Here is a 21,879-nt window from a genome sequence, read left to right on the forward strand (position 1 = left end):
CGCCCAGTTGAACCACTATTTCTCCGCGTGCAAGGAAGGGAGAGCGCATCCTTGACCAGCTCCTGCGACATGCTCGTCTTCGGCGGCACCGGCGATCTCGCCCTACACAAGCTGCTTCCGGCCCTCTATCACCTGCATCGCGAAGGGCGCCTGCATCCGCAGATGCGGATCCTCGCCCTGGCCCGCAACACCCTCGATCGTGACGGCTACCGCGCCCTCGCCGAGCGCCGCTGCCGGGCCCAGGTGGCTCGCGCGGACTTTACCGCCGAGGGCTGGAGCAGCTTTGCCGAGCGCTTGGACTACTTCGCCATGGACGTTTCCCAGAGCGCCGATTTCGGTCGCCTGGCCCGCTACCTCGGGCCCGACCCCGGCTGTGGGCGGGTCTACTACCTGGCCACCGCGCCCGACCTGTTCGAAGATATCGCCGCGCACCTGTCGATTGCCCGGCTGGCCACCCCGAAGTCACGCATCGTGCTGGAAAAGCCGATCGGCCATTCGCTGGAGTCGGCCCAGGCGATCAATGCCGCCATCGGCAAGGTGTTCGATGAATCCCAGGTGTTCCGCATCGACCACTACCTGGGCAAGGAAACCGTGCAGAACCTCATGGCGCTGCGCTTCGCCAACGGCCTGTTCGAGCCGATCTGGCGTGCCGGGCACGTCGACCATGTACAGATCAGCGTCTGCGAGACGCTCGGCGTGGAGAACCGCGGTGCCTACTACGACCGCTCCGGGGCCATGCGCGACATGGTGCAGAACCACCTGCTGCAGCTGCTCTGCCTGGTGGCCATGGAAGCTCCAGTACGCTTCGACGCCGAGGCTGTGCGCAACGAGAAGGTGAAAATCCTCGAAGCACTGAAACCCATCTCTGGGCAGGACGTACGCGACAAGACCGTGCGCGGCCAGTACAGCGCCGGGAAGATCGGTGGCCAGGAAGTGCCGGCCTACTACTTCGAGAAGAACGTCGACAACGACAGTGACACCGAGACCTTCGTCGCCGTGCAGGTGGAGATCGACAACTGGCGATGGGCCGGCGTGCCCTTCTACCTGCGCACCGGCAAGCGCCTGGCGCGCAAATACTCGGAAATCGTCATCCAGTTCAAGCCGGTGCCTCACCGCCTGTTCGCCGATGGCGAGGCCAATCGCCTGCTGATCCGCCTGCAGCCGGAGGAACGCATCAGTCTGCAACTGATGGCCAAGACGCCGGGCAAAGGCATGAACCTGGAACCGGTGGAGCTGGACCTGAACCTGGCCAAGGCCTTCAGCCACCAGCGCCGCTGGGACGCCTACGAGCGCCTGCTGCTGGACGTGATCGAAGGTGATTCGACGCTGTTCATGCGCCGCGACGAAGTCGAAGCCGCCTGGCGCTGGATCAACCCGATCCTCGAAGGCTGGCACGAGTACTACCAGAGCCCGCGCCCCTACCCTGCAGGTTCCACCGGACCGGAACAGGCCCACAGCCTGCTGGAGTTGCACCAGCGCGCCTGGCACGACTGAACGCGACCTTCCATAAGGTGCGTGCGCTGTGCGCACCGGAGATTCCCGTGCAAGCTCTCCGGTGCGCACAGCGCACCCTACCGAAAACGACCTCCGCCCTCGCAAGCGCGACACCTGGCGTTACCCATTGCTCCAGAGCAATAAAGCCCTCTCGCCCTATCCCTAGAATCGCGCGTCTTTTGCCCTCCTCCGCGAGCCGCGCCATGCACCGTCCCGAACTGCTTTCCCCCGCCGGTACCCTCAAGGCCATGCGCTTCGCCTTCGCCTACGGCGCCGACGCCGTCTACGCCGGCCAGCCGCGCTATAGCCTGCGGGTACGCAACAACGAGTTCGACCACGCCAACCTGGCTCTTGGCATCACCGAAGCACATGCCGCCGGCAAGCGTTTCTACGTGGTGGTGAACATCGCCCCGCACAACGCCAAGCTGCGCACTTTCCTCAAGGACCTGGAGCCGGTCATCGCCATGGGGCCGGATGCGCTGATCATGTCCGATCCCGGCCTGATCATGCTGGTGCGCGAGCACTTCCCGCAGATGCCCATCCACCTCTCGGTGCAGGCTAACGCGGTGAACTGGGCCAGTGTGAAATTCTGGCAGCAGCAGGGGCTCAGCCGGGTGATCCTGTCGCGGGAGCTGTCCCTGGAGGAAATCGGCGAAATCCGCCAGCAGGTGCCAGGCATGGAGCTGGAAGTCTTTGTCCACGGCGCCTTGTGCATGGCTTATTCCGGCCGCTGCCTGCTGTCGGGCTACCTCAATCACCGCGATCCCAACCAGGGCACCTGCACTAACGCCTGCCGATGGCAGTACGGCGCCAAGCCCGCGCAGGAGGATGAGCTGGGCCAACTGGTGCCAACGCTTGGTTGCGGCGCGCCGAGCGAGCAGTTGGTCCTGCTGGAAGAGGCCAACCGTCCAGGCGAGCTGATGTCCGCCTGGGAAGACGAGCACGGCACCTACATCATGAACTCCAAGGATCTGCGCGCCGTGCACCACGTGGAGCGGTTGCTGCAGCTGGGCGTGCATTCGCTGAAAATCGAGGGCCGCACCAAATCGCACTTCTATGTGGCGCGCACCGCCCAGGCCTACCGCAAGGCCATCGACGACGCCTGTGCCGGGCGCCCCTTCGACCTCACCCTGATGGACGACCTCGAATCACTGGCCAACCGCGGCTACACCGAAGGCTTCCTGCGCCGCCACGTGCATGACGAGTACCAGAACTATGAGCACGGCTACTCCCTTGCCGAGCGCCAGCAGTTCGTCGGGGAGCTGACCGGGGTGGTGCGTCACGGGCTCGCGGAAGTGCGCGTGAAGAACCATTTCGCAGTAGGCGACCGCCTGCAACTCATGACGCCGCGAGGCAATGTGGATTTCAAGCTGGAAGCCCTGGAAAACCGCTTCGGCGAGCGCAAGACAGTGGCCCCAGGCGACGGCCACACCCTTTACCTGCCGCTGCCGGAAGACCTGCCACTGGAAAATGCGCTGCTGATGCGCTGGTTCAGCACCGGCAACAGCCGCACCGCTGCAAGCGCCTGAGGCCGGATGGGGGACGCCGCGCGCACCGCTACGGACCGCGTCAGTGCCAGAGCGCCGTTGCCTGCTCCCTGAGCAGCCGCACGAACTGAGGCACTTCCACCGGCGGGCTGATCAGGTAGCCCTGGATCTCGTCGCAACGCTGGCTGCGCAGGAAGTTCAGCTGTTCCTGGGTTTCCACGCCCTCGGCCACCACCTTCAGCTCCAGGCTGTGGGCCATGGCGATGATTGCGCGGGTGATGGCCGCGTCCTCGCTGCCGGCGGAGAGGTCGCGAATGAAGGTCTGGTCGATCTTCACGTAGTCCACCGGGAAGCGCTTGAGATAACTCAGGGATGAATAGCCGGTGCCGAAATCGTCGATGGCCAGTTTTACGCCGAGCTGCCGTAGCTGGTGGAAGGTGGCGATGACGTTCTCGACGTTTTCCAGCAGGTGGCTCTCGGTCAGCTCCAACTCCAGCAGGCGGGCCTGCAGGCCAGTTTCCTCCAGCACCTGGCGCACCAGGCTGACGAGGTTGCCCTGGCGCAGCTGGTGCATCGACAGGTTTACCGAAACGCGGATGTCGGCCAGCCCCTGTCGCTGCCACTCACGGGCCTGCTGGCAGGCCTGGCGCAATACGAACTCTCCGATGGGCGCGATCAGCCCGGTCTCCTCGGCCAGGCCGATGAAGTCCCCCGGTGGGATCAGCCCCTGCTGCGGATGACGCCAGCGCACCAGCGCCTCGGCGGCATTCAGACTGTTGTCGGCCAGGCCCAGCTTGGGCTGGTAGAAGACTTCCAGCTGGCCTTCCTCGATGGCCTTGCGCAGCTGGTTCTCCAGTTGCAGGCGCTCCAGGGTGCAGGCCTGGAGGTTGTCGGTGAAGAACTGGAAGGTGTTGCCGCCCAGGTGTTTGGCATGTTGCATGGCCATGTTGGCCTGGCTGATCAGGGCGGAAATGTCGCGGGCGTTGTCCGGTAGCAGGCTGATGCCCAGCGAACCGCTGATGACCAGCTCGTGGCCCCCCACGGTAATCGGCATGCGCAGCTTGCCGAGTAGGCGACTGGCCTGGCGCGCCAGGCTGGAAAGGCTGCCATAGGCGTCGAGGATCACCGCGAATTCGTCACCAGACAGGCGCGCGATGGTGTCGGCTTCCGGCACCGCCTGGGTCAGCCGACGGCTGACCTGACGCAGCAGCTGGTCGGCCACTTCATGGCCGAGGCTGTCGTTGAGCACCTTGAAGCGATCCAGGTCGATGTGCAACAAGGCCAGGCTGCGACCACTCTGCCGCGCGCGCTGGCTGGCCTCGTGCAGGCGGTCCTTGAACAGGGTGCGGTTGGCCAACCCGGTGAGTTCGTCGTAGTTGGACAGGTAGCGCAGGCGCTCCTCGGCCTCCCGCCGGGAGGTGAGATCGGCGAAGAAGCCGACGATGTGGCTGACGTTGCCCCGCGAGTCGCGCACCACGTTGAGCTGCAGCCATTGCGGATAGAGTTCACCGCTCTTGCGCGTGTCCATCAGCTCGCCCTGCCAGCTGCCGCTTTGCTCCAGCTCTTCGCGGATCAGGTAGTAGCGGCGGCGGGCTTCGCGGTTGCCTATGAGGGTTGCGACGCTGCGCCCGATCACTTCGTCCTGGCGATAGCCGGTGACCTGGCTGAAAGCTTCATTGGTCTGGATCACCCGATAGTCGGGATCAAGGATGACGATGCCCTCGCTGGCAGCCTCGAACACCGTGGCCGCCAGGCGCTGTTCCTCGTCCTGGTGCTTGCGCGCGGTGATGTCGCGGCGGGTGCCCAGCATGCGCAGCACCTTGCCGGTTCCATCGCGCTCCACCACGCGGCCGCGGTCTTCCACCCAGACCCAGTGGCCATCGTTGTGGCGCACCCGGTAGTCGATGGCGTAACCATCCGTTCGGCCCTTCATATGCTCCACCAGGGTCCGGCGTAGCAGCGGCAGGTCGTCCGGGTGCAGGCGCGGCTTCAGGTCGCTCAGCACGCGGGTCACGTCCTCCGCGTCGATGCCGAAGATGGCCTTTAGCTGCGTGTGATGAACTTCGTCGGTCTCCAGGTTCCAGTCCCACAGGCCGAGTTCGCTGGCTTCCAGGGCCAGGGCCAGGCGTGCCTCGCTCTTGACCAGAGCATGGCTGGCATCGGCCAGTTCCAGCGTACGCTGGGCCACGCGCATCTCCAGCTCACCGTGGGCACGGCGCAGTTCGCGCTCGGCACGGCGGCGCTGCTCCACTTCACGAGCCAACTCGCCGTTGAGGCCCTCGGCGCGGGCCTTGGCTTCTTCGAGATGGCAGATCAATGCCTGGTTCTGGAACCGCTGCAGGAGGCTGCGCTGCACCAGCCGGTTGATCTGCCAGGCCACCACCATGAGCGACGCGGCAAGTATCACGCCCAGCACGCCCCAGCCGCGCAGCAGGGGGGTATCCCCCAGCAGCAGCCAGGCAATGGAAGGCAGCAGACAAGGCAGGGCGAAGGTAAGGAAAGCCGAGAGACTCACCGCATAGGCGACGCTGGCGGAGAGTATCGCGGCGGCGATCAGCCCGTAGACCAGCGCCTGGGTCAGGAATGCATCCGGCGGCACCAGCGCCACGGCGGCGAAAGCCAGGGTCAGCCCGGAAGCGCCGGCCCCCAGCAGAAAGGCGTGGCGCCAGCGCGGGCAGGCCTGTTTCGACGGCAGTGTCTTGTTGAAGGCGGCCACCTGGGTCAGGCGCAGGACGGCCAGCAGGACGAGCCAGACCAGCCAGCCGCCAAGCAGCAGGCCGTTGCCGGTCCCCCAGAGCAGGTAGGCGCAGGCGAGGCCGTTGAGCAGCATGAACAGGGTCGGGACCTGTGAGCCCTGATAAAGGAGGCGCGTTCGCTCGGCCGCAATGTCGGTCGCGAACTGCTGGCGGATCTCACGGCTGTCGACCAGGAAAGACGCCTGGTCGGCGGGCATTGAATTGGCGGTCATAGGCGCTTTTTTTGTAGTGGTCTGCCTAAGCGAGCCCGGAGCTTACCCGAGCGGTGAGTCGCTGCAATAGCTTTATGTGCGAGGTTCCGGATGAGCGTCCCCCAACTTTCGGAGGGTCTCGGCCGCACGGATCGGCGACCATCCGGCTGACCATCCGGTCATCGGTTTGCCCTCCCCCAGCCGCGCCAATAGAATGCCGCGATGCATGATGATCTCTCCGTCCTCCTGAACTCCCTCAACGACGCTCAACGCCAGGCCGTAGCGGCCTCGCTGGGGCGTCAACTGGTGCTTGCCGGCGCCGGTTCCGGCAAGACTCGCGTGCTGGTGCACCGCATCGCCTGGCTGATCCAGGTGGAGCAGGCCTCGCCGCACTCGATCCTGTCGGTGACCTTCACCAACAAGGCCGCGGCCGAAATGCGCCAGCGCATCGAGCAACTGCTGGGGATCAACCCGGCAGGCATGTGGGTCGGCACCTTCCACGGTCTGGCGCACCGCCTGTTGCGCGCCCACTGGCAGGAAGCGGGCCTGACCGAGAACTTCCAGATCCTCGATAGCGACGACCAGCAGCGGTTGGTCAAGCGGGTGATTCGCGACCTCGGCCTCGACGAGCAGCGCTGGCCGGCACGTCAGGCACAGTGGTTCATCAACGGACAGAAGGACGAGGGCATCCGTCCGCAGCACATCCAGGCCGGCGGCGACCTGTTCCTCGGCACCATGCTGAAGATCTACGAAGCCTACGAAGCCGCCTGTGCGCGCACCGGGGTAATCGACTTCTCCGAACTACTGCTGCGCGCCCTTGACCTCTGGCGCGACCGTCCGAGCCTGCTGGAGCACTACCAGCGACGCTTCCGCCATGTGCTGGTGGACGAATTCCAGGACACCAACGCCGTGCAGTACGCCTGGCTTCGCCTGCTTGCCAAGGGTGGCCAGAGCCTGATGGTGGTGGGCGACGACGACCAGTCGATCTATGGCTGGCGCGGTGCGCGGATCGAGAACATCCAGCAGTTCTCCAGCGACTTCCCGGATACCGAGGTGATTCGCCTGGAGCAGAATTACCGCTCCACCGCAGGCATCCTCAAGGCCGCCAACGCCCTCATCGCCAACAATCAAGGGCGCCTGGGCAAGGAGCTCTGGACCGAGGGCGAAGACGGCGAACCCATTGGCCTGTATGCCGCGTTCAACGAGCACGACGAAGCCCGCTACGTGGTGGAGAGCATCGAGAGCGCCTTGAAAGACGGCATGGCCCGCAGCGAAATCGCCATCCTCTATCGCTCCAACGCCCAGTCGCGGGTGCTGGAAGAGGCCCTCCTGCGGGAGAAGATTCCCTACCGCATCTATGGCGGCCAGCGCTTCTTCGAGCGCGCCGAGATCAAGAACGCCATGGCTTACCTGCGCCTGCTCGACGGTCGTGGCAATGATGCGGCGCTGGAGCGGGTAATCAACGTGCCGCCACGCGGTATCGGTGAGAAAACCGTGGAGAGCATCCGCGAGTTCTCCCGCGTCAACGAAGTCTCGATGTGGGAAGCGATGCGCCTGATGATCGCCAACAAGGCCCTGGCCGGTCGCGCCTCCAGCGCCCTGGCGGCCTTCATGGAGCTGATCGAGAACCTGACCGCGAAGTGCCTGGAGATGCCCCTGCACCTGATGACCCAGACGGTCATCGAGCAGAGTGGCCTGGTGGCGTACCACAAGGACGAGAAGGGCGAGAAGGGCCAGGCCCGGGTGGAAAACCTGGAAGAGCTGGTCAGCGCCGCCCGCGCCTTCGAGAACGAAGAGCCCGAGGACGACCTCACGCCGCTGCAGGCCTTCCTCAGCCACGCCTCGCTGGAGGCCGGGGAAACCCAGGCCGACGCTTTCGAGGACAGCGTACAGCTGATGACCCTGCACAGCGCCAAGGGTCTGGAGTTCCCCCTGGTATTCCTGGTGGGCATGGAAGAAGGCCTGTTCCCGCACAAGATGAGCATGGAAGACCCGACCCGCCTGGAAGAAGAGCGCCGTCTGGCCTATGTCGGCGTCACCCGTGCCATGCAGCGCCTGGTCCTGACCTACGCCGAAACCCGCAGGCTCTACGGCAGCGAGACCTACAACAAGGTCTCGCGCTTCGTCCGCGAAGTGCCGCCGCAGCTGATTCGTGAAGTGCGCCTGAACAACAGCATCAGCCGTCCCATGGGGAGCGGTAGCCGCCACGGCTCCATCTTCGACGGTGCCGCCGTGCCGGAAACGCCCTTCTCCCTGGGCCAGCGAGTGCAGCATGCGCTGTTCGGCGAGGGCACCATCCTCAACTTCGAAGGCGCCGGCGCCCAGGCCCGGGTGCAGGTGAAGTTCGAGAGCGAAGGCAGCAAGTGGCTGATGCTGGCGTACGCCAAGCTGCAGCCGCTCTGACCGGGACGCTCTTCCGCCGCCTGTTCTGTTGGAGCGAATTCATTCGCGAATGAATTCGCTCCAACCGGTTTTGAAGCTCCACGGACTCTCCGCCCGTCCGATGCCTCTGCCGCCGCCGCGCGCTTGGCCATACTGAGTGGCGGAGGAACGTCCATGCCCCGCTCACCCAGCGCCCAGCAGATTCTCGATTGCGCCCTGAACCTGGCCGATACCAGTGGTTGGGAACGGTTGCACCTGTTCGAGGTAGCCAATGAACTCGGCGTCAGCCTCGACGCCATCGCCAAGCATTATCGACAGAAGGATGACCTGGTAGAGGCCTGGTTCGACCGCGCCGACCTGGCTCTGCTGGAGCGCAGCAAAGGCGGCGACCTGGCGGCCCTGGGCGCGGAGAGGCGCCTGGAGGAACTGCTGATGGCCTGGCTTGGCGCGCTGGCGCCGCACCGCGCGGTGACCGCGCAGATGCTGCTCTACAAGCTCGAGCCCGGGCATATCCACCTGCAAGTGCTGGGACTGTTACGCGTCAGCCGTACCGTGCAGTGGTGGCGCGAGGCGGCGCAGCGGGAAACCCTGCACCTGTGCCGCATCGCCGAGGAAAGCCTGCTCACCGGAGCCTACCTGCGCACCTTCGTCCACTGGCTGCGCCATCCGCTGGAAGACGAAGCAGATTTGCGCGCCCTGCTACGCCGTCAGTTGCGCTGCGGCCCACTGGTGTTCCTACTGCGCAGATGAACGGCATGCCCGGAAAAGGCCGACAGAGCTGTACGACAAAATCCCGAAACACTCTGCCCCTAGCTATCGCGCGACTGACTGTGCAGCATGGCGCGCGTAGATTCATAACCAAGAGAAGCCTCTGATGCGCCGATTTCTCAGTATTGCCCTGGCCCTTTGCGTCGGCCTGACGCTCAGCCTGGATGTCAACGCCGCCAAGCGTATGGGTGGCGGCAAGTCCTTCGGCTCCGCGCCGACCCACCAGACCCGCCAGGCGGCTCCCGCCCAGCAAGCCCCGAACGCCACCGCCCCTGCCGCAGCTGGCAAGCCCGCCGCAGCCGCGAGCGGTGCATCCCGCTGGCTTGGCCCGCTGGCCGGCATCGCCGCCGGTGGCCTGCTCGCCTCGATGTTCATGGGTGACGGCTTCGACGGCATGCAAATCTTCGACTTCCTGATCATCGGCCTGATCGCCTTCCTGATCTTCCGCTTCCTGGCCGCCCGCAAGCGCGCCCAGCAGCAGGGCCGCCCCGCCATGGCCGGCCATGCGCCGTTCCAGCGTGAAATGCCGCAGATGCCGCAACAGCAGCCGTCGATCTTCGGCAGCTCCGCCCCGGTGGCTCAGCCTGCCTTCAACGCGCCGAGCTGGTTCAACGAGCAGCGCTTCATCGAAGCCGGCCGCGAGCACTTCGTGGCCCTGCAACAGCACTGGGACGCGGCCGAGATGGACAAGATCGCCGAGTTCGTCACCCCGCAGATGCTGAGCTTCCTGAAGGAAGAGCGCGCCAGCCTGGGCGATGCCTACCAGTCCACCTATATCGACAACCTCCAGGTGCAACTGGACGGCATCGATGAGCTGAGCGACAAGACCGTCGCCACCCTGACCTTCAACGGTGTCTCCAAGTCCTCGCGTTTCGACCAGGGCGAAGTGTTCAGCGAAAGCTGGCGCATGGAGCGCGTAAATGGCGAAAACCAGCCCTGGTTGGTGGCGGGCATCCGTCAGAACTGATTGCTTCTGCAATGAAAAAACCCGGGCTTGTCCCGGGTTTTTCGTTTCACTGATGGCGACCGCCACCTCTGCGCCAACGCCGCCGCGCGAGGGAGCGGCGGAACCAGAAGGGCGGCGGAATGGGCGGTCTGACGCCCCGGACCTTCTTCATGATTTCGCGAGCAAATCACGGGCCCTAGTGGCAGAGCTCGCAGACTTCCGCATGTGGCACCAGTTTCAGGTAATCATCCATGCGCATATGCACCAGGTTTTCGTGGTCGCCGGCCTCCAGGTAGATGTCCTTCTGCCGCGTCAACTGCGGGTCCACCAGCATGTTCATGCCATAGGGTTCACCGAGTGCCGGCACGGCACCGAGTTCGCAGTCCTTGAACAGGCGGGCCAGGTCGGCTTCGTGGGTGAGTTGCCAGATCCTCGAGTCCTTGCGCACCTTGCCCATGTCCAGGTGGCGGCTGGAGGGAACGACCGCCATGAGGAAATTGCCTTGGCGATCGTCCAGGATCACCGGCTTGGCCAGACGCTCGGCGGGAATATTGGCGACGCGCGCCGACTCCAGGCTGGTGGCCGAGTGAGGGTGCGGCACCAGATCGAACTGGGTATGGGTACGTTCCAGGCTGCGCTGCAGGGTTGCGGCCATTCGCATGATGCACCTCCTGTGGAAAGCCAGGGTGTTGGCGGCTGCCCGGGGCAGCCGGATGGTGCACAAAGTTTAGCCAGCACATTCCGGCCGGGATAAAGCGGTTGGTGCTGAGCCCGGCCCTGCAAAGCAGTGTTGGGCCTATGCGCGGCGCATTCCAACGTGAGGAATGCCGTCATCCAGGTAAACCTCGGTCACCGCAGAGAAACCGTAGCGGCCGTAGTAACCCTGCAGGTGCGCCTGGGCCGAGAGATACACCGGCATGCCCGGCCAGCGCTTGCCGGCCTCGATCAGGGCACGCTCCATCAGTCCGTGCCCGAGGCCGCGACCACGTGCTTCGGCGGCGCTCACCACGCGTCCGATCACCACGTCGCCGCCCTGGGTCGATGGGTCCAGCAGGCGCAGGTACGCCAGCAGTTTGTCGTCTTCCCAGGCCATCACATGGCAGGTATCGGCTTCCAGGTCCTGGCCATCGACATCCAGGTAGGGGCATTTCTGCTCCACCACGAACACCTGGCAGCGCAGCGCCAGGAACGCGTAGACCTCGTGGGAATCGAGCTCGCTGTGATGTTTGCAGGTCCAGGTGATCGCCATGACAGGCTCCTTGGCAAAAAATTCGAGGATAAGGTGGGCTGGCCGTGCTGTCTGGTGAAAACCTTCGTCCATTGAACCCGCGATTTTCCCGTCCATCCGGCTACTGTATAAAGCGCATCCCAATGCATGAGGGCCTTTTGCCATGGAAGAAGTCATCGAACAGCTGCGTGAACTCAACGAGCCGGTGCCGGTTCCCCTGGAGCTTCCTGACGAGGAGTTGCTGGTGGAGATCGAGGAGCAGCTGCTGATCAACCTGCCCTTCGAATTGCGCGAGTTCCTGCTCAAGGTCAGCGATGTGGTCTATGGCCGCCTGGAACCGGTGACCGCCACCGACCCGCAATCCCACACCTACCTGCCGGAAGTCGCCGCCGTCGCCTGGGACCTGGGCGTACCGCGCGATCTGGTGCCCCTCTGCCAGGATGGCCGCAACTACTACCTGGTCGACGGCGAAGGCGAAGTCGTCCTGTGGGACGGCGACGAGGGCGAACTCACCGACGAGAGCTGGGACTCCGTCTGGCACTGGGCACGGGACGTCTGGCTGGCCAGCTGATTCCCGCGTCGGAACAGCGGCGTTGAAGATGGGCTCAGTCTGTAGGGTGCGCCATGCGCACCAGCCACCTACTCCGCACGCGGCGCCTGCAGCGCACGCTACGATCGGCGTCGAATGCGCGGGCTGATGCCGCCCGTCAGCGGTGGTTCTGGTTCTGTTCCAGCGTCTCCATCAAGGCAATCTGCATCCGTGAGTGCACACGGATCAACCAGCGCCAGAGCAGCGCGCTGACACCTGCCGCCAGCAGGCCGATAAGCACCAGCAACTCCAGCGTCGGCAGAATGCTCGCCGACAGCGCCATCAGCAGCAGCATGATGACCAGCAGCGAGAGCAGCGGGATCACTTCGGCGATAACCTTGCGCACCCGCTCGGTGTGGCGCCCGGCCTTGTCCGGGCTCACCCCCATTTCCGCCAGCAGCATGGAAAGCGCCTTGAGCTTGCGGTAGGCGGCGATCAGGAAGGGCAGCGAGAGCAGCAGCGCGCCACCCCAGATCAGCGCCTTCTGCTGATTGGGCGAGGTCACCCAGTCGCTCAGGTATTCGGCGAGCGCTCCGGCGAAGTAGGCGCTGCCAAGGAAGATGGCCACCACCAGGGCCAGGTTGACCATTACCTGCAGCAGGATCTTGCGGATCATCCCCGCCAGCACCGCACTCTGACCTTGAGGCTGAATGCTGCGCAGCCACTCGCCGTACAGGCCGAAGACACGCACCAGGGGCTGCGGCATCACCTTGGCCAGCTTGATCGAGAGCGGGTCGGCGGCGCGGATGAGGTAAGGCGTCAGCAGGGTGGTGATGGCCGACACGGCCACCGCTACCGGATAGAGGAAGTCGCTGGTGACCTGCAAGGTGATGCCAAGCGCGGCGATGATGAAAGAGAACTCACCGATCTGCGACAGGCCCATGCCGACCCGTAGCGAGGTGCGGCCGTCATTGCCGGCGATGAAAGCGCCGAGGCCGCAGGAGATCATCTTGCCCAGCACCACCGCCAGGGTGATGACGACGATGGGCCAGGCGTACTCGACCAGCACCTTGGGATCGATCAGCAGGCCGATAGCGACAAAGAAGATCGCGCTGAACATGTCGCGAACCGGCTCGATCAGCCGCTCGATCTGCACCAGCTGGCGCGACTCGGCCATGATCGCGCCGATCAGGAAGGCGCCCAGCACCATGCTGTATTCGAGCTTCACCACCAGCAGGCAGAAGCCGAAGCACAGGCCGAGCACGGTCACCAGCAGCATCTCGTTGCTCTCGAACTTCGCCACGTAGGCGAGCAGACGCGGCACCAGCAGGATGCCGATGACCAGCGCGACGATCATGAACAGGCTGAGCTTGCCGACGGTGGCGAACACGTCGCCGGTTTCCACCGAGCCGCTCACCGCGATACCTGAAAGCAGCGCGATGATGCCGATACCCAGGATGTCTTCGACGATCAGCACCCCGAAGATGAGCTGGGCGAAGCGCTCGTTCTTCAACTTCAGGTCGCTGAGCGCCTTGACGATGATGGTGGTAGACGAGATGGCCAGGATCGCGCCGAGGAACAGCGAGTCCATGGTGCTCCAGCCGAAATAGCTGCCGATCTCGTAGCCGATCCAGATCATCAGCACGATTTCCAGGAAGGCGGCGATGAAGGCCGTGGCACCGACCTTGAACAACTTGGCGAGGCTGAATTCGAGCCCCAGGCAGAACATCAGGAAGATCACCCCGAGCTCGGCGAGGGTCTTGATGGTTTCCTCGTCATGGATCAGCTCGAAGGGCGGCGTGTGCGGCCCGATGATGAAGCCAGCGACGATGTAGCCCAGCACCACTGGCTGTTTGAAGCGGTGGAAAAGGATGGTCACCATGCCCGCGACCAGCATGATCACGGCAAGATCCTGGATGAAAGCAATGGCATGCATGGCGGCCGACTCCTTTTCTGCAATGCGCGGCACAGCGATCCCGCGCGCGGGCAACTCGCTCGGCTCCAGCGGAGCCATGTAGGAATTAGGGAAGTTGATGCAAGGAACGCACGCAGACTATCACTGCGACATGTCTCGCCAGGTCAGAGCAATATGCCGTAACACTTGCCTGAAGCATCCTACGGGAGCAGGGCTGACCCGCTCCCGCAGAACACCGGATCAGCCGCTGCGGGCCTGTGCGAAGTCCAGTTCCAGCAGGTTAAGAAGGAATTGGCCGAAGTAGGAAAGGTCCTGCTCGATGGCAAAACGCGCGGCCTTGCCGTCGCCTTCCAGCAGCGCCTTGAAGGCGTCCTCGTGGAAGTCGTTCAGACGTAATGACAGGTCCGCCTCGGTGAACAGTCGGTTGAAGAAAGGTCCGACCTGCAGCCAGAGGGTTTCGATGGTACGTAGCAGGACCGGATTGCCACAGGCACCGTAAAGAACCCGATGGAATTGGCTGTTATCGGTCAGGTAGCCCTGCACATCTCGCTGCTCGATGGCGATATCCATGCGCTCCATGCAGGCCCGCAGGATTTCCAGCTCCTCGGCGGTCAATCGCGCGGCGGCCGTTTCCACGGCCATGCCTTCCAGTGCCATACGCACCTGGAAGATCTGCTTGAAGCGTTCCCGGGTCATGGGCGGCACGCGCACCGAGCGCTGTGGCTCGCCCTCGAGGGCGCCTTCAGCCACCAGGCGCTGCAAGGCGGCGCGTACGGGCATCGGGCTGGTGCCCCAGGCAGCGGCGAGATCGCGGATCTTCAGGCGCTCGCCGGGTTTGAACTGGCCTGCCAGCAGGCCCTCGCGTAGTCGTTGGTAAAGCAGTTCCTGCAGGTTCTCGGCCATGGGCTTGTCACCACGCAATGGCCGGCGGCGCCGGCAGTTGGTTCAGGGTCAGGCTGCAGTTACGCATCGTTTTGGTCGCCTTCTGTTTGGAGGGATTGGTGGGGCTGATCAAGGTTCGTCGCCAGACCAGTGGACGCTTTCCATCTAGTCTTTCGCTCGGTCCTGTGATCACAAATATGGTTGAACGTTAAATTTCAGGGCTTCTTATAGCAAGTCTTGACAGAATTGTGATCACAAAACACGATGTGCAGAAATTCGAACGAGGTGTTCAACATGACTGCTAGTGGAATCAGCCAAGCCGCTGTGGAAACCTTCGCCGCCCGCGAGCGCGCCCGTTTCCTCGAGCGCAACCCGAAATCCGTCGCCCTCGCCGAACGCGCGCACAAGTCACTGTATGCCGGCGTGCCGATGCACTGGATGGCCGACTGGTCCACGCCTTGCCCGTTGTTCGTCGAACGCGCGAAGGGCGCCCGCTTCTATGACGTCGACGGCCACGAATACATCGACTTCTGCCTGGGCGACACCGGCACCATGTTCGGTCACTCGCCGGACCCGATCGCCAAGGCCATCGCCGAGCAGGCCAACAACGGACTGACCACCATGCTGCCGGGCGAGGACGCCGTGGTCTGCGGCGAACTGCTGGCCCAGCGCTTTGGCCTGCCCTATTGGCAGGTGACCGCCACCGCCACCGACTCCAACCGCTACGTGCTGCGCTGGGCCCGGGCGATTACCGAGCGCAAGACCCTGCTGGTGTTCGACGGCTGCTATCACGGCACCGTGGATGATGTGATGGTGCGCTACCGCGATGGCGAAACCGTGCCCCGCTCCGGCCTGGTCGGCCAGGCCTACGACCTGACCCAGTACAGCCGCTCCATTCCCTTCAACGATGTCGAGGCACTGGAAGCCGCGCTGGCGAAGGGCGACGTTTGCGCCCTGCTCTGCGAGCCGGCCATGACCAACATCGGCATGGTCCTGCCCGACCCGGGCTTCATGCAGAAGTGCCGGGAACTGACACGCAAGTACGGCAGCCTGCTGATCATCGACGAAACCCACACCATCTCCACCAACATCGGCGGCTGCACCCAGCTGTGGAACCTCGATCCGGACTTCTTCGTGGTCGGCAAGCCGATCGCCGGCGGTGTGCCTTGCGGCATCTTCGGCTGCAGCGCGGACATGGCAGAGCGGATGCTCGCCTCGCGCAAGAAAGCCCAGGAAGACAGCCATGGCCACGGCCATAGCGGCATGGGCACTACCCTCTCGGCCAACGCCCTGGCCATGCACTGCATGCGCGCCAACCTCGAACAGGTAATGACCCAGGCCGCCTATGACCACATGTTGCCGCTGGCCAAGCGGCTGGCCGATGGCTTCCGCAGCCTGATCGCCAAGCACGAGCTGAAGTGGTCGGTGACCGAGCTGGGCGCGCGCAGCGAGTTCCAGTTCTGCTCGGTATCCCCGCGCACCGGCGCCGAAGCCGAAGCCGCGTTCCACGATGAGCTGCAGATGGCGCTGCACCTCTACCTGATCAACCGCGGCATCCTGATCACGCCTTTCCACAACATGACGCTGTGCTGCCCGTCCACCACCGCCGCCGACGTGGACCAGCTCATCGCGACCCTGGACGAAGCCATAGGCGAACTGCTGGCCATCCCCGGCGCCCGCGAATGATCCGCAGGGTGCGCCCCGCGCACCGATAACCCGAATGAAAGGTGCGCACGGCGCACCCTACCCAAGAGAACGATCATGAAATTCGCCGATCCCCAGGAAGCCCGCGACTTCCTTGAACAACATCCGGAAGTACGCAGCATCGAACTGATGCTGTTCGACGCCAACGGCATCCCGCGCGGCAAGCTGCTGCACCGTGAAGAACTGCTGGCGATCTTCGAGAACGGCCGCCCGTTGCCCAGCTCCATTCTCTCGCTGACCATCCAGGGCGAGGATGTCGAGGCCAGCGGCCTGGTCTGGGAAGTCGCCGACGCCGACTGCTGGACCTACCCGATACCCGGTTCGCTGGCAATGCAGCCCTGGCGCGCCACACCCACTGCCCAGGTGCAGGTAAGCATGCACCCGACCCAGGGCCTGCCGGCCAGCCCCGGCGACCCGCGCCATGTGCTGGCACGCACCATCGAACGCCTCAAGGCCGACGGCTATCACCCGGTGATGGCAGTCGAGCTGGAGTTCTACTTGCTGGACAAGCAGCGCGATGCCAACGGTCGTCCACAGCCAGCCCTGCAGGGGAACGGCGTGCGCCCGCAGGCGCCGCAGGTCTACGGCGTTTATGAGCTGGAACAACTGCAGCCTTTCCTCGACGACCTCTACGCGGCCTGCGAGGCCCAGGGCCTGCCGGTTCGCACCGCCATCTCAGAGTACGCCCCTGGCCAACTGGAGCTGACCCTCGAGCACCGTTTCGACGCCCTGCGCGCGGTCGATGAAGGCGTTCGCTACAAGCGCCTGGTAAAAGGCGTGGCCAACAAGCACGGGCTGGTCGCCTGCTTCATGGCCAAGCCGTTCGGCGACCTTGCCGGTAGCGGTCTGCACATGCACGTGAGCCTCGCCGATGAGCAGGGCAACAACCTGATGGCCAGCGAGGACCCGCACGGTACGCCGCTGCTGCGCCACGCCATCGGCGGGATGATGGCCACGCTTAACGACGCGCTGGCGATCTTCTGTCCCAACGCCAACTCGTACCGCCGCTTCCAGGCCAACAGCTACGCGCCTCTGGCGAAAAGCTGGGGCGTGAACAACCGTACCGTGTCTTTCCGCGTACCTGGCGGCCCCGCCAAGAGCCGTCACGTCGAGCACCGCATCTGTGGCGCCGACTCCAACCCGTACCTGGCGGCCGCGGCAATCCTCGCCGGCATCCACAAGGGCATTCGCGAACAGATCGACCCGGGCGAGCCCATCCTTGGCAACGGCTATGAGCAGGCACGCGAAACCCTGCCGACGGACTGGCTCACCGCCCTGCGCAACCTGGAACAATCGGCCTGGGCCAAGGACGCACTGGGCGAGGACTTCCTGAAGATCTTCCTCGCCATCAAGTGGGAAGAGTTCCGCCAGTTCGTCAGCGAAGTCGGCGAACAGGACTGGCGCTGGTACCTGACCCACGCCTGATTGTGACCGGACTGCGCGCAGCGCCCGGCAATCTCGCCGGGCGCTGACGTTCTCCCCGTACGGCTGCTAGGCTCACAACATCTCCACCTTTTCTGGCCCGCTCGATGAAGGCTGCGATCCTCACGCTGCTGTTCCTGGCTATCGGCGTCTGCCAGGCAGAGCCGTTGCGCATCGGCCTGGAAAGCCAGGACTACCTTCCCTATTACCGTGCAATACCAGGCCAGCCCGCCGAGGGCTACGCCATCGCCCTTCTCCAACGCTTCGCCATAAGCCAGGGCCTTGCCCTCGAACTGGAACCCCTGCCGATCAATCGCCTGCACCGCAACCTGCAGACCACAGACCGGCTGATGCTGGTGTTCCCCGACAACCCCAAGTGGTCGCGCCAACTCAAGGGCGATGCACGCCTGCACTACAGCCGCCCGGTGATTCGGATAATCGATGGCACCCTGGTGCTGCGCGAGCACCTCGGGCGGGGCGTCGATTCGGTACGCCGTCTCGGCACCGTGCGCGGCTTTACCCCAGAGGCCTGGCAGGAGCGCTTGGGCAATGGTCAGGTTCAACTGGTGGAGGCCGGCGACATCGGCGGCCTTGTGCGCATGCTGCTGCGCTTGCGCATCGACGCCATCTACGCCAATCCGGAAGTGCTGCACCACTACCTGGAAACCAGTACCAACCTTGGCAGTGACCGTTTGCTGCTGGACCCGCAGTTGCCGCTGGAGCGGACGGCCTTCCACGCCAGCAGCCTGAAGCACCCGGAGATCCTCGAAGCCTTCGACCGGTTCCTGATGGAGCAAAGCGAGGAACTGGCGCAGCTACGCCGTCAGCACGGCCTGGCCTGCGGCCCCAGCGACCTGGTGGAGGAACGCCCAGCCTGCCATCAGACGAGCGAAGCCCCCTGAGTCGAGGGTTATCCACAAGCGTCCATGGAAATGCGTGACGCCGACTGTGGCGCCCCGGCGCCAGCCCGCGTCTATCCCTGACAGCCCCCAAACTGACGAGGCCAGCATGGAACCCGGAACCGCACAACTGTCGATGACCGTCCTCATGACCCCGGATATGGCCAACTTCTCCGGTAACGTCCACGGCGGCACCCTGCTCAAGTACCTCGATGAAGTCGCCTACGCCTGCGCCAGCCGTTATGCCGGTCGTTACGTGGTGACCCTCTCGGTGGACCAGGTGATCTTCCGCGAACCTATCCACGTGGGCGAACTGGTCACGTTCCTCGCCTCGGTGAACTTCACCGGCAACACCTCGATGGAAGTAGGCATCAAGGTGGTCACCGAGAACATCCGCGAGCGCTCGGTACGCCACACAAACAGCTGCTTCTTCACCATGGTGGCCCTGGACGACGAACGACGTCCCGCGCAGGTACCCCCCCTGCAACCGGAAACCACCGATGAGAAGCGCCGCTTCGCCCAGGCCAGGCAGCGCCGCCAGATTCGCCAGGAACTCGAAGCGCGCTACCGGGAAATGCGCGAAGGCATCTGAAGCCGCGCCTTTCCTTCTGTTCCCCAAAATCAGTGGAAGGGCCTGTGGATAAGGTGTAGACCAACCTCCAGGCCCCACACCACGCGCGCCTCACCGCGATCAGGCTATTTTCTGAGCATTTTCAATCGCTTGCTCTGTGCATTGCACACAGATACTGTGCAACAGACTGTGGATAAGCTGTTCGGACACTTTGCTACCCCACGCCAACCGGGCACTTCCGGGGATTGATCAGTTTCCGACCAGGTTCAGCGCCCCGCGGAAAAACACCCTGCGTATGCCTTCTCCCTTTTGCGGAGATGCCCATTGCAGAGCCTTTTTCCCCCAAATCCGGTGGACGCTTCTGTGGATAAGATGTCAATGGATGCACGAAGCCCAAGACTGACGCAGCTTCCCACTTCCTGGGCATTTTTCGAGCAAATTCATAGGGATAACTCGACCATTGCGCACAATATCTGTGTAACCATCTGTGGATAGCTTGTGCGGACAATGCTGCAGGGCACGGCCAACGCGGCCTCCATCAACATGATCACTTTATGTTCAACCTGCAGCCGGAAAGACTCCTCTGTGCATAAAGCATTGCATCACCTCTCCTGCAGGAGCCAATTCATTCGCGAAACCACGCCAAGAGACCTTGGCTGACGGGCAAACCTTCATGAAAGTGGCGAGGGCCGGAGATCTGTTCACAGGGAGCCAGCGCTTTTACCCAAAACCCGTGGACTCATCTGTGGATAAACTGTAGTTCGACTTCCAGGAAGCCGGTGCACCGCGGCTTTCCCATCTCTGTACATTTTTCGTTCTATTTCAATTACTTGTGCTTGGCATTGCGCACAATATCTGTGCAGGCATCTGTGTATAAGCTGTACAGGCATCGCTGCAGGCCAGTAGTGGTGTGCGCTCCAGCCATCTGATCATTCCATGACCACCTGTGCCTTCATGGCAGCGCCAATGCTGGACAGCGCCATGGCGCCACCAAGTAACCCACAACCCCGTGAGAGGTTTTCCACGCTTGTACCCAATTCACGTGGATGGTCCTGTGCATAAGGTGTCCATGGATGGCCGTAACCCAGGCGCAGAGCGGCTTGCCGTCGATTGAGTTTTTTTCGCGCAATTTCAATAACTTACACAGACGACTACACACAATATCTGTGCAGCCGTCTGTGGATAAGCTGTGCGGGCACCGCTGTATCCCACGATTGACGCGGTTCGCACGAAACTGATCAGTAAATGATCACGCGCCCCGGTGCGGACTTATCCCCCGCAGCAGCCGCAGACCGACATGTTGCCGGGTTCGGTTGTCTTCCAATTGCCGTTCCAGCCACCCTTGCTGTTGCACACCTTGGGGCAAGTCTGTGCGGCCTGGCTGTTGTTCCAGATGGGCCCGGCTTGAACGTCCTGCGGGGTGGCACATTGGCCCTGCATCACGTCGTCGAAAATGTGGCTCAAGCTGGCCCAGGGAATGGTGTTGCTGTTTCCGCTGCCATTGAAGTTGTGGCAACCGAAGCAGTTGGAAATGAAGGGCTGCGTCGGGTCGACGTTCTGGAAGGTTGTTTCCATCACAGAATTGGCCAGGCGCATGGACCCGCGCTGGTTGGAGAACGTGGAGGATGGCTGGGTAACGTCGTTTTCCCAGAGGGCACCAACATTCATGTAGTTCTGCCAGACGCTCATGGGATTGTCGCTGCCCAATGCCGAGAGGAAGCCCTGGATCTGCGTGTTCAGGCTGTCGATATCGGCGATGTTGGTGTCTGCTTCATGGTCGGCGGTGTTGGTCCCGTCATGGTAGACCCGGCAGATTTCCGAGGGCGTCCCGGTAAGGCTGGTGCTGGGCGCGGCCAGGTTCATGTTGCAGGTAGACGGAGGGTTATCCACAGCGCAGGTCGGGCTGGTGAAAGACCATCCTCCCGCTGGAGCGGTCCCCGGATTGCTGCATTCGGGCACGTTGCTGCGGTGCTCGAAAGTGGCCCAGATGAATTCCGGGTGCAGCGCGGTGGCGATCGCCATGTGGAACCCCACCAGCCCCAGCAACTCGTTGCCGGGCACCCCATCCACGTTTGCCTCTATCCAGAAGTAATTCGGTTTGTCGGCATCGGTGATGATCCGCCAGGCACTTTTCATCTCGGTGGTACCGGCTGGGTAGTTCGGCGCGCTCTGAATCTGCGCCACGTTGCAGAGGCTCTGGCTGAAGCGGATCTCGTAGAAGACCACATTGCCGTTCTGGTCGAAGATGGTGTCGCCGCCACCCGCCTGGCCGGTGCGCTCCGGAATCTGGAAGGGTGTGCCGGCAGCGATGGGCTTGTCGCGGCGCACGAACATCACTTCGGACTGATTGGCCGGATCACAGGAATTGGTGCCGGTCGCCTGGAGGATCGGGTAATTGGCGTTTATCTGGAAGTTGCGCAGGCTCGGATCGCTCTGTGACGGGCTCACCAGTTGGAAGAACCATTGCCAGGCGAACTGATAGAAGTCGCAGAAATCTGCGTTGCTGCCTTCAGGTATCTCGCTGGGTGGGGCAGGGTTGGTGATCCAGTCCTGGCTGGCGCTGCAGGCGGGACTCGCCGCCTGCGCCGAACCGGCGACCAGCAACGGGCCTGCGCAGAGCAACGCCAGCGAAAGCAACCAGGCAACACGGAATGTCCTTGCTGTGTTCATCATCCATCTCCTTTTGTTCAGCTCATCAGGGCACG

General features: G+C 63.5%; 16 protein-coding genes. 10 read left to right on the plus strand and 6 right to left on the minus strand.

The window, feature by feature from the left end:
* The first annotated feature begins 69 nt into the window (after window positions 1–69).
* Both zwf and trhP read left to right on the plus strand, forming a co-directional pair.
* Window positions 70–1,494, plus strand: a complete 1,425-nt coding sequence (zwf, locus tag SA496_RS25670; RefSeq protein WP_218569251.1) for a glucose-6-phosphate dehydrogenase — start codon at window positions 70–72, stop codon at window positions 1,492–1,494.
* Between the two features lie 203 nt (window positions 1,495–1,697).
* Window positions 1,698–3,023, plus strand: a complete 1,326-nt coding sequence (gene trhP, locus SA496_RS25675; protein ID WP_153919172.1) for a prephenate-dependent tRNA uridine(34) hydroxylase TrhP — start codon at window positions 1,698–1,700, stop codon at window positions 3,021–3,023.
* A 40-nt stretch (window positions 3,024–3,063) separates the two neighbouring features.
* Here trhP and SA496_RS25680 read toward each other — a convergent pair whose 3' ends face one another.
* Window positions 3,064–5,934, minus strand: a complete 2,871-nt coding sequence (locus SA496_RS25680; RefSeq protein ID WP_120655321.1) for a putative bifunctional diguanylate cyclase/phosphodiesterase — start codon at window positions 5,932–5,934, stop codon at window positions 3,064–3,066.
* Window positions 5,935–6,150: 216 nt separating this feature from the next.
* Here SA496_RS25680 and uvrD point away from each other — a divergent pair, with 216 nt between their 5' ends.
* The 3 genes from uvrD to SA496_RS25695 all read left to right on the plus strand — a co-directional run bounded on the left by uvrD (window position 6,151) and on the right by SA496_RS25695 (window position 10,045).
* Window positions 6,151–8,331 (plus strand): DNA helicase II, encoded by a 2,181-nt coding sequence (gene uvrD / locus SA496_RS25685; protein ID WP_330114677.1) that lies wholly within the window; start codon window positions 6,151–6,153, stop codon window positions 8,329–8,331.
* Window positions 8,332–8,484: 153 nt separating this feature from the next.
* Complete coding sequence (locus SA496_RS25690; RefSeq protein WP_120653874.1) at window positions 8,485–9,060, plus strand: TetR/AcrR family transcriptional regulator; 576 nt, start codon at window positions 8,485–8,487, stop codon at window positions 9,058–9,060.
* A 124-nt stretch (window positions 9,061–9,184) separates the two neighbouring features.
* On the plus strand, window positions 9,185–10,045 hold the full coding sequence (locus tag SA496_RS25695) for a Tim44 domain-containing protein (RefSeq protein ID WP_120653873.1): 861 nt from the start codon (window positions 9,185–9,187) through the stop codon (window positions 10,043–10,045).
* A 175-nt stretch (window positions 10,046–10,220) separates the two neighbouring features.
* On the opposite strand, the gene SA496_RS25700 is transcribed toward SA496_RS25695, so the two are convergent.
* Together SA496_RS25700 and SA496_RS25705 are read right to left on the minus strand one after the other, a co-directional pair.
* Complete coding sequence (locus SA496_RS25700) at window positions 10,221–10,685, minus strand: aminoacyl-tRNA deacylase (protein WP_120653872.1); 465 nt, start codon at window positions 10,683–10,685, stop codon at window positions 10,221–10,223.
* Window positions 10,686–10,820: 135 nt separating this feature from the next.
* A complete protein-coding gene (locus tag SA496_RS25705; protein ID WP_120653871.1) occupies window positions 10,821–11,273 on the minus strand; it encodes a GNAT family N-acetyltransferase in 453 nt (150 codons plus the stop codon).
* 142 nt (window positions 11,274–11,415) lie between these two features.
* Here SA496_RS25705 and SA496_RS25710 point away from each other — a divergent pair, with 142 nt between their 5' ends.
* Window positions 11,416–11,823 carry an SMI1/KNR4 family protein gene (locus SA496_RS25710; protein ID WP_120653870.1) on the plus strand — a complete coding sequence of 136 codons (408 nt, stop codon included), beginning with the start codon at window positions 11,416–11,418 and terminating at the stop codon, window positions 11,821–11,823.
* 136 nt (window positions 11,824–11,959) lie between these two features.
* Here SA496_RS25710 and SA496_RS25715 read toward each other — a convergent pair whose 3' ends face one another.
* Together SA496_RS25715 and SA496_RS25720 are read right to left on the minus strand one after the other, a co-directional pair.
* Complete coding sequence (locus SA496_RS25715; RefSeq protein WP_153919179.1) at window positions 11,960–13,717, minus strand: cation:proton antiporter; 1,758 nt, start codon at window positions 13,715–13,717, stop codon at window positions 11,960–11,962.
* Window positions 13,718–13,936: 219 nt separating this feature from the next.
* Window positions 13,937–14,599, minus strand: a complete 663-nt coding sequence (locus SA496_RS25720) for a GntR family transcriptional regulator (protein WP_120653868.1) — start codon at window positions 14,597–14,599, stop codon at window positions 13,937–13,939.
* Window positions 14,600–14,872: 273 nt separating this feature from the next.
* Here SA496_RS25720 and SA496_RS25725 point away from each other — a divergent pair, with 273 nt between their 5' ends.
* The 4 genes from SA496_RS25725 (at window position 14,873) to SA496_RS25740 (ending at window position 19,195) form a co-directional block, all read left to right on the plus strand.
* Window positions 14,873–16,264 carry an aspartate aminotransferase family protein gene (locus SA496_RS25725; protein ID WP_153919181.1) on the plus strand — a complete coding sequence of 464 codons (1,392 nt, stop codon included), beginning with the start codon at window positions 14,873–14,875 and terminating at the stop codon, window positions 16,262–16,264.
* 75 nt (window positions 16,265–16,339) lie between these two features.
* Window positions 16,340–17,707, plus strand: coding sequence for a glutamine synthetase family protein (locus tag SA496_RS25730; protein WP_330114678.1), 1,368 nt, complete (start codon window positions 16,340–16,342; stop codon window positions 17,705–17,707).
* Window positions 17,708–17,811: 104 nt separating this feature from the next.
* Window positions 17,812–18,606, plus strand: a complete 795-nt coding sequence (locus tag SA496_RS25735; protein ID WP_120653865.1) for a substrate-binding periplasmic protein — start codon at window positions 17,812–17,814, stop codon at window positions 18,604–18,606.
* Between the two features lie 106 nt (window positions 18,607–18,712).
* Window positions 18,713–19,195 (plus strand): acyl-CoA thioesterase, encoded by a 483-nt coding sequence (locus tag SA496_RS25740; RefSeq protein WP_120653864.1) that lies wholly within the window; start codon window positions 18,713–18,715, stop codon window positions 19,193–19,195.
* Window positions 19,196–20,443: 1,248 nt separating this feature from the next.
* On the opposite strand, the gene SA496_RS25745 is transcribed toward SA496_RS25740, so the two are convergent.
* On the minus strand, window positions 20,444–21,844 hold the full coding sequence (locus tag SA496_RS25745) for a mannan-binding lectin (RefSeq protein ID WP_218584164.1): 1,401 nt from the start codon (window positions 21,842–21,844) through the stop codon (window positions 20,444–20,446).
* Between the last annotated feature and the right edge of the window lie 35 nt (window positions 21,845–21,879).

This window comes from Pseudomonas sp. JS3066 (assembly GCF_036328175.1).
Classification (GTDB): domain Bacteria; phylum Pseudomonadota; class Gammaproteobacteria; order Pseudomonadales; family Pseudomonadaceae; genus Metapseudomonas.

Bases quoted from the DNA above. Each gene is read 5' to 3' on its own strand.
- zwf (WP_218569251.1), top strand. From the start codon at position 70: ATGCTCGTCTTCGGCGGCACCGGCGATCTCGCCCTACACAAGCTGCTT.
- trhP (WP_153919172.1), top strand. From the start codon at position 1,698: ATGCACCGTCCCGAACTGCTTTCCCCCGCCGGTACCCTCAAGGCCATG.
- SA496_RS25680 (WP_120655321.1), bottom strand. From the start codon at position 5,934: ATGCCCGCCGACCAGGCGTCTTTCCTGGTCGACAGCCGTGAGATCCGC.
- uvrD (WP_330114677.1), top strand. From the start codon at position 6,151: ATGCATGATGATCTCTCCGTCCTCCTGAACTCCCTCAACGACGCTCAA.
- SA496_RS25690 (WP_120653874.1), top strand. From the start codon at position 8,485: ATGCCCCGCTCACCCAGCGCCCAGCAGATTCTCGATTGCGCCCTGAAC.
- SA496_RS25695 (WP_120653873.1), top strand. From the start codon at position 9,185: ATGCGCCGATTTCTCAGTATTGCCCTGGCCCTTTGCGTCGGCCTGACG.
- SA496_RS25700 (WP_120653872.1), bottom strand. From the start codon at position 10,685: ATGCGAATGGCCGCAACCCTGCAGCGCAGCCTGGAACGTACCCATACC.
- SA496_RS25705 (WP_120653871.1), bottom strand. From the start codon at position 11,273: ATGGCGATCACCTGGACCTGCAAACATCACAGCGAGCTCGATTCCCAC.
- SA496_RS25710 (WP_120653870.1), top strand. From the start codon at position 11,416: ATGGAAGAAGTCATCGAACAGCTGCGTGAACTCAACGAGCCGGTGCCG.
- SA496_RS25715 (WP_153919179.1), bottom strand. From the start codon at position 13,717: ATGCATGCCATTGCTTTCATCCAGGATCTTGCCGTGATCATGCTGGTC.
- SA496_RS25720 (WP_120653868.1), bottom strand. From the start codon at position 14,599: ATGGCCGAGAACCTGCAGGAACTGCTTTACCAACGACTACGCGAGGGC.
- SA496_RS25725 (WP_153919181.1), top strand. From the start codon at position 14,873: ATGACTGCTAGTGGAATCAGCCAAGCCGCTGTGGAAACCTTCGCCGCC.
- SA496_RS25730 (WP_330114678.1), top strand. From the start codon at position 16,340: ATGAAATTCGCCGATCCCCAGGAAGCCCGCGACTTCCTTGAACAACAT.
- SA496_RS25735 (WP_120653865.1), top strand. From the start codon at position 17,812: ATGAAGGCTGCGATCCTCACGCTGCTGTTCCTGGCTATCGGCGTCTGC.
- SA496_RS25740 (WP_120653864.1), top strand. From the start codon at position 18,713: ATGGAACCCGGAACCGCACAACTGTCGATGACCGTCCTCATGACCCCG.
- SA496_RS25745 (WP_218584164.1), bottom strand. From the start codon at position 21,844: ATGAACACAGCAAGGACATTCCGTGTTGCCTGGTTGCTTTCGCTGGCG.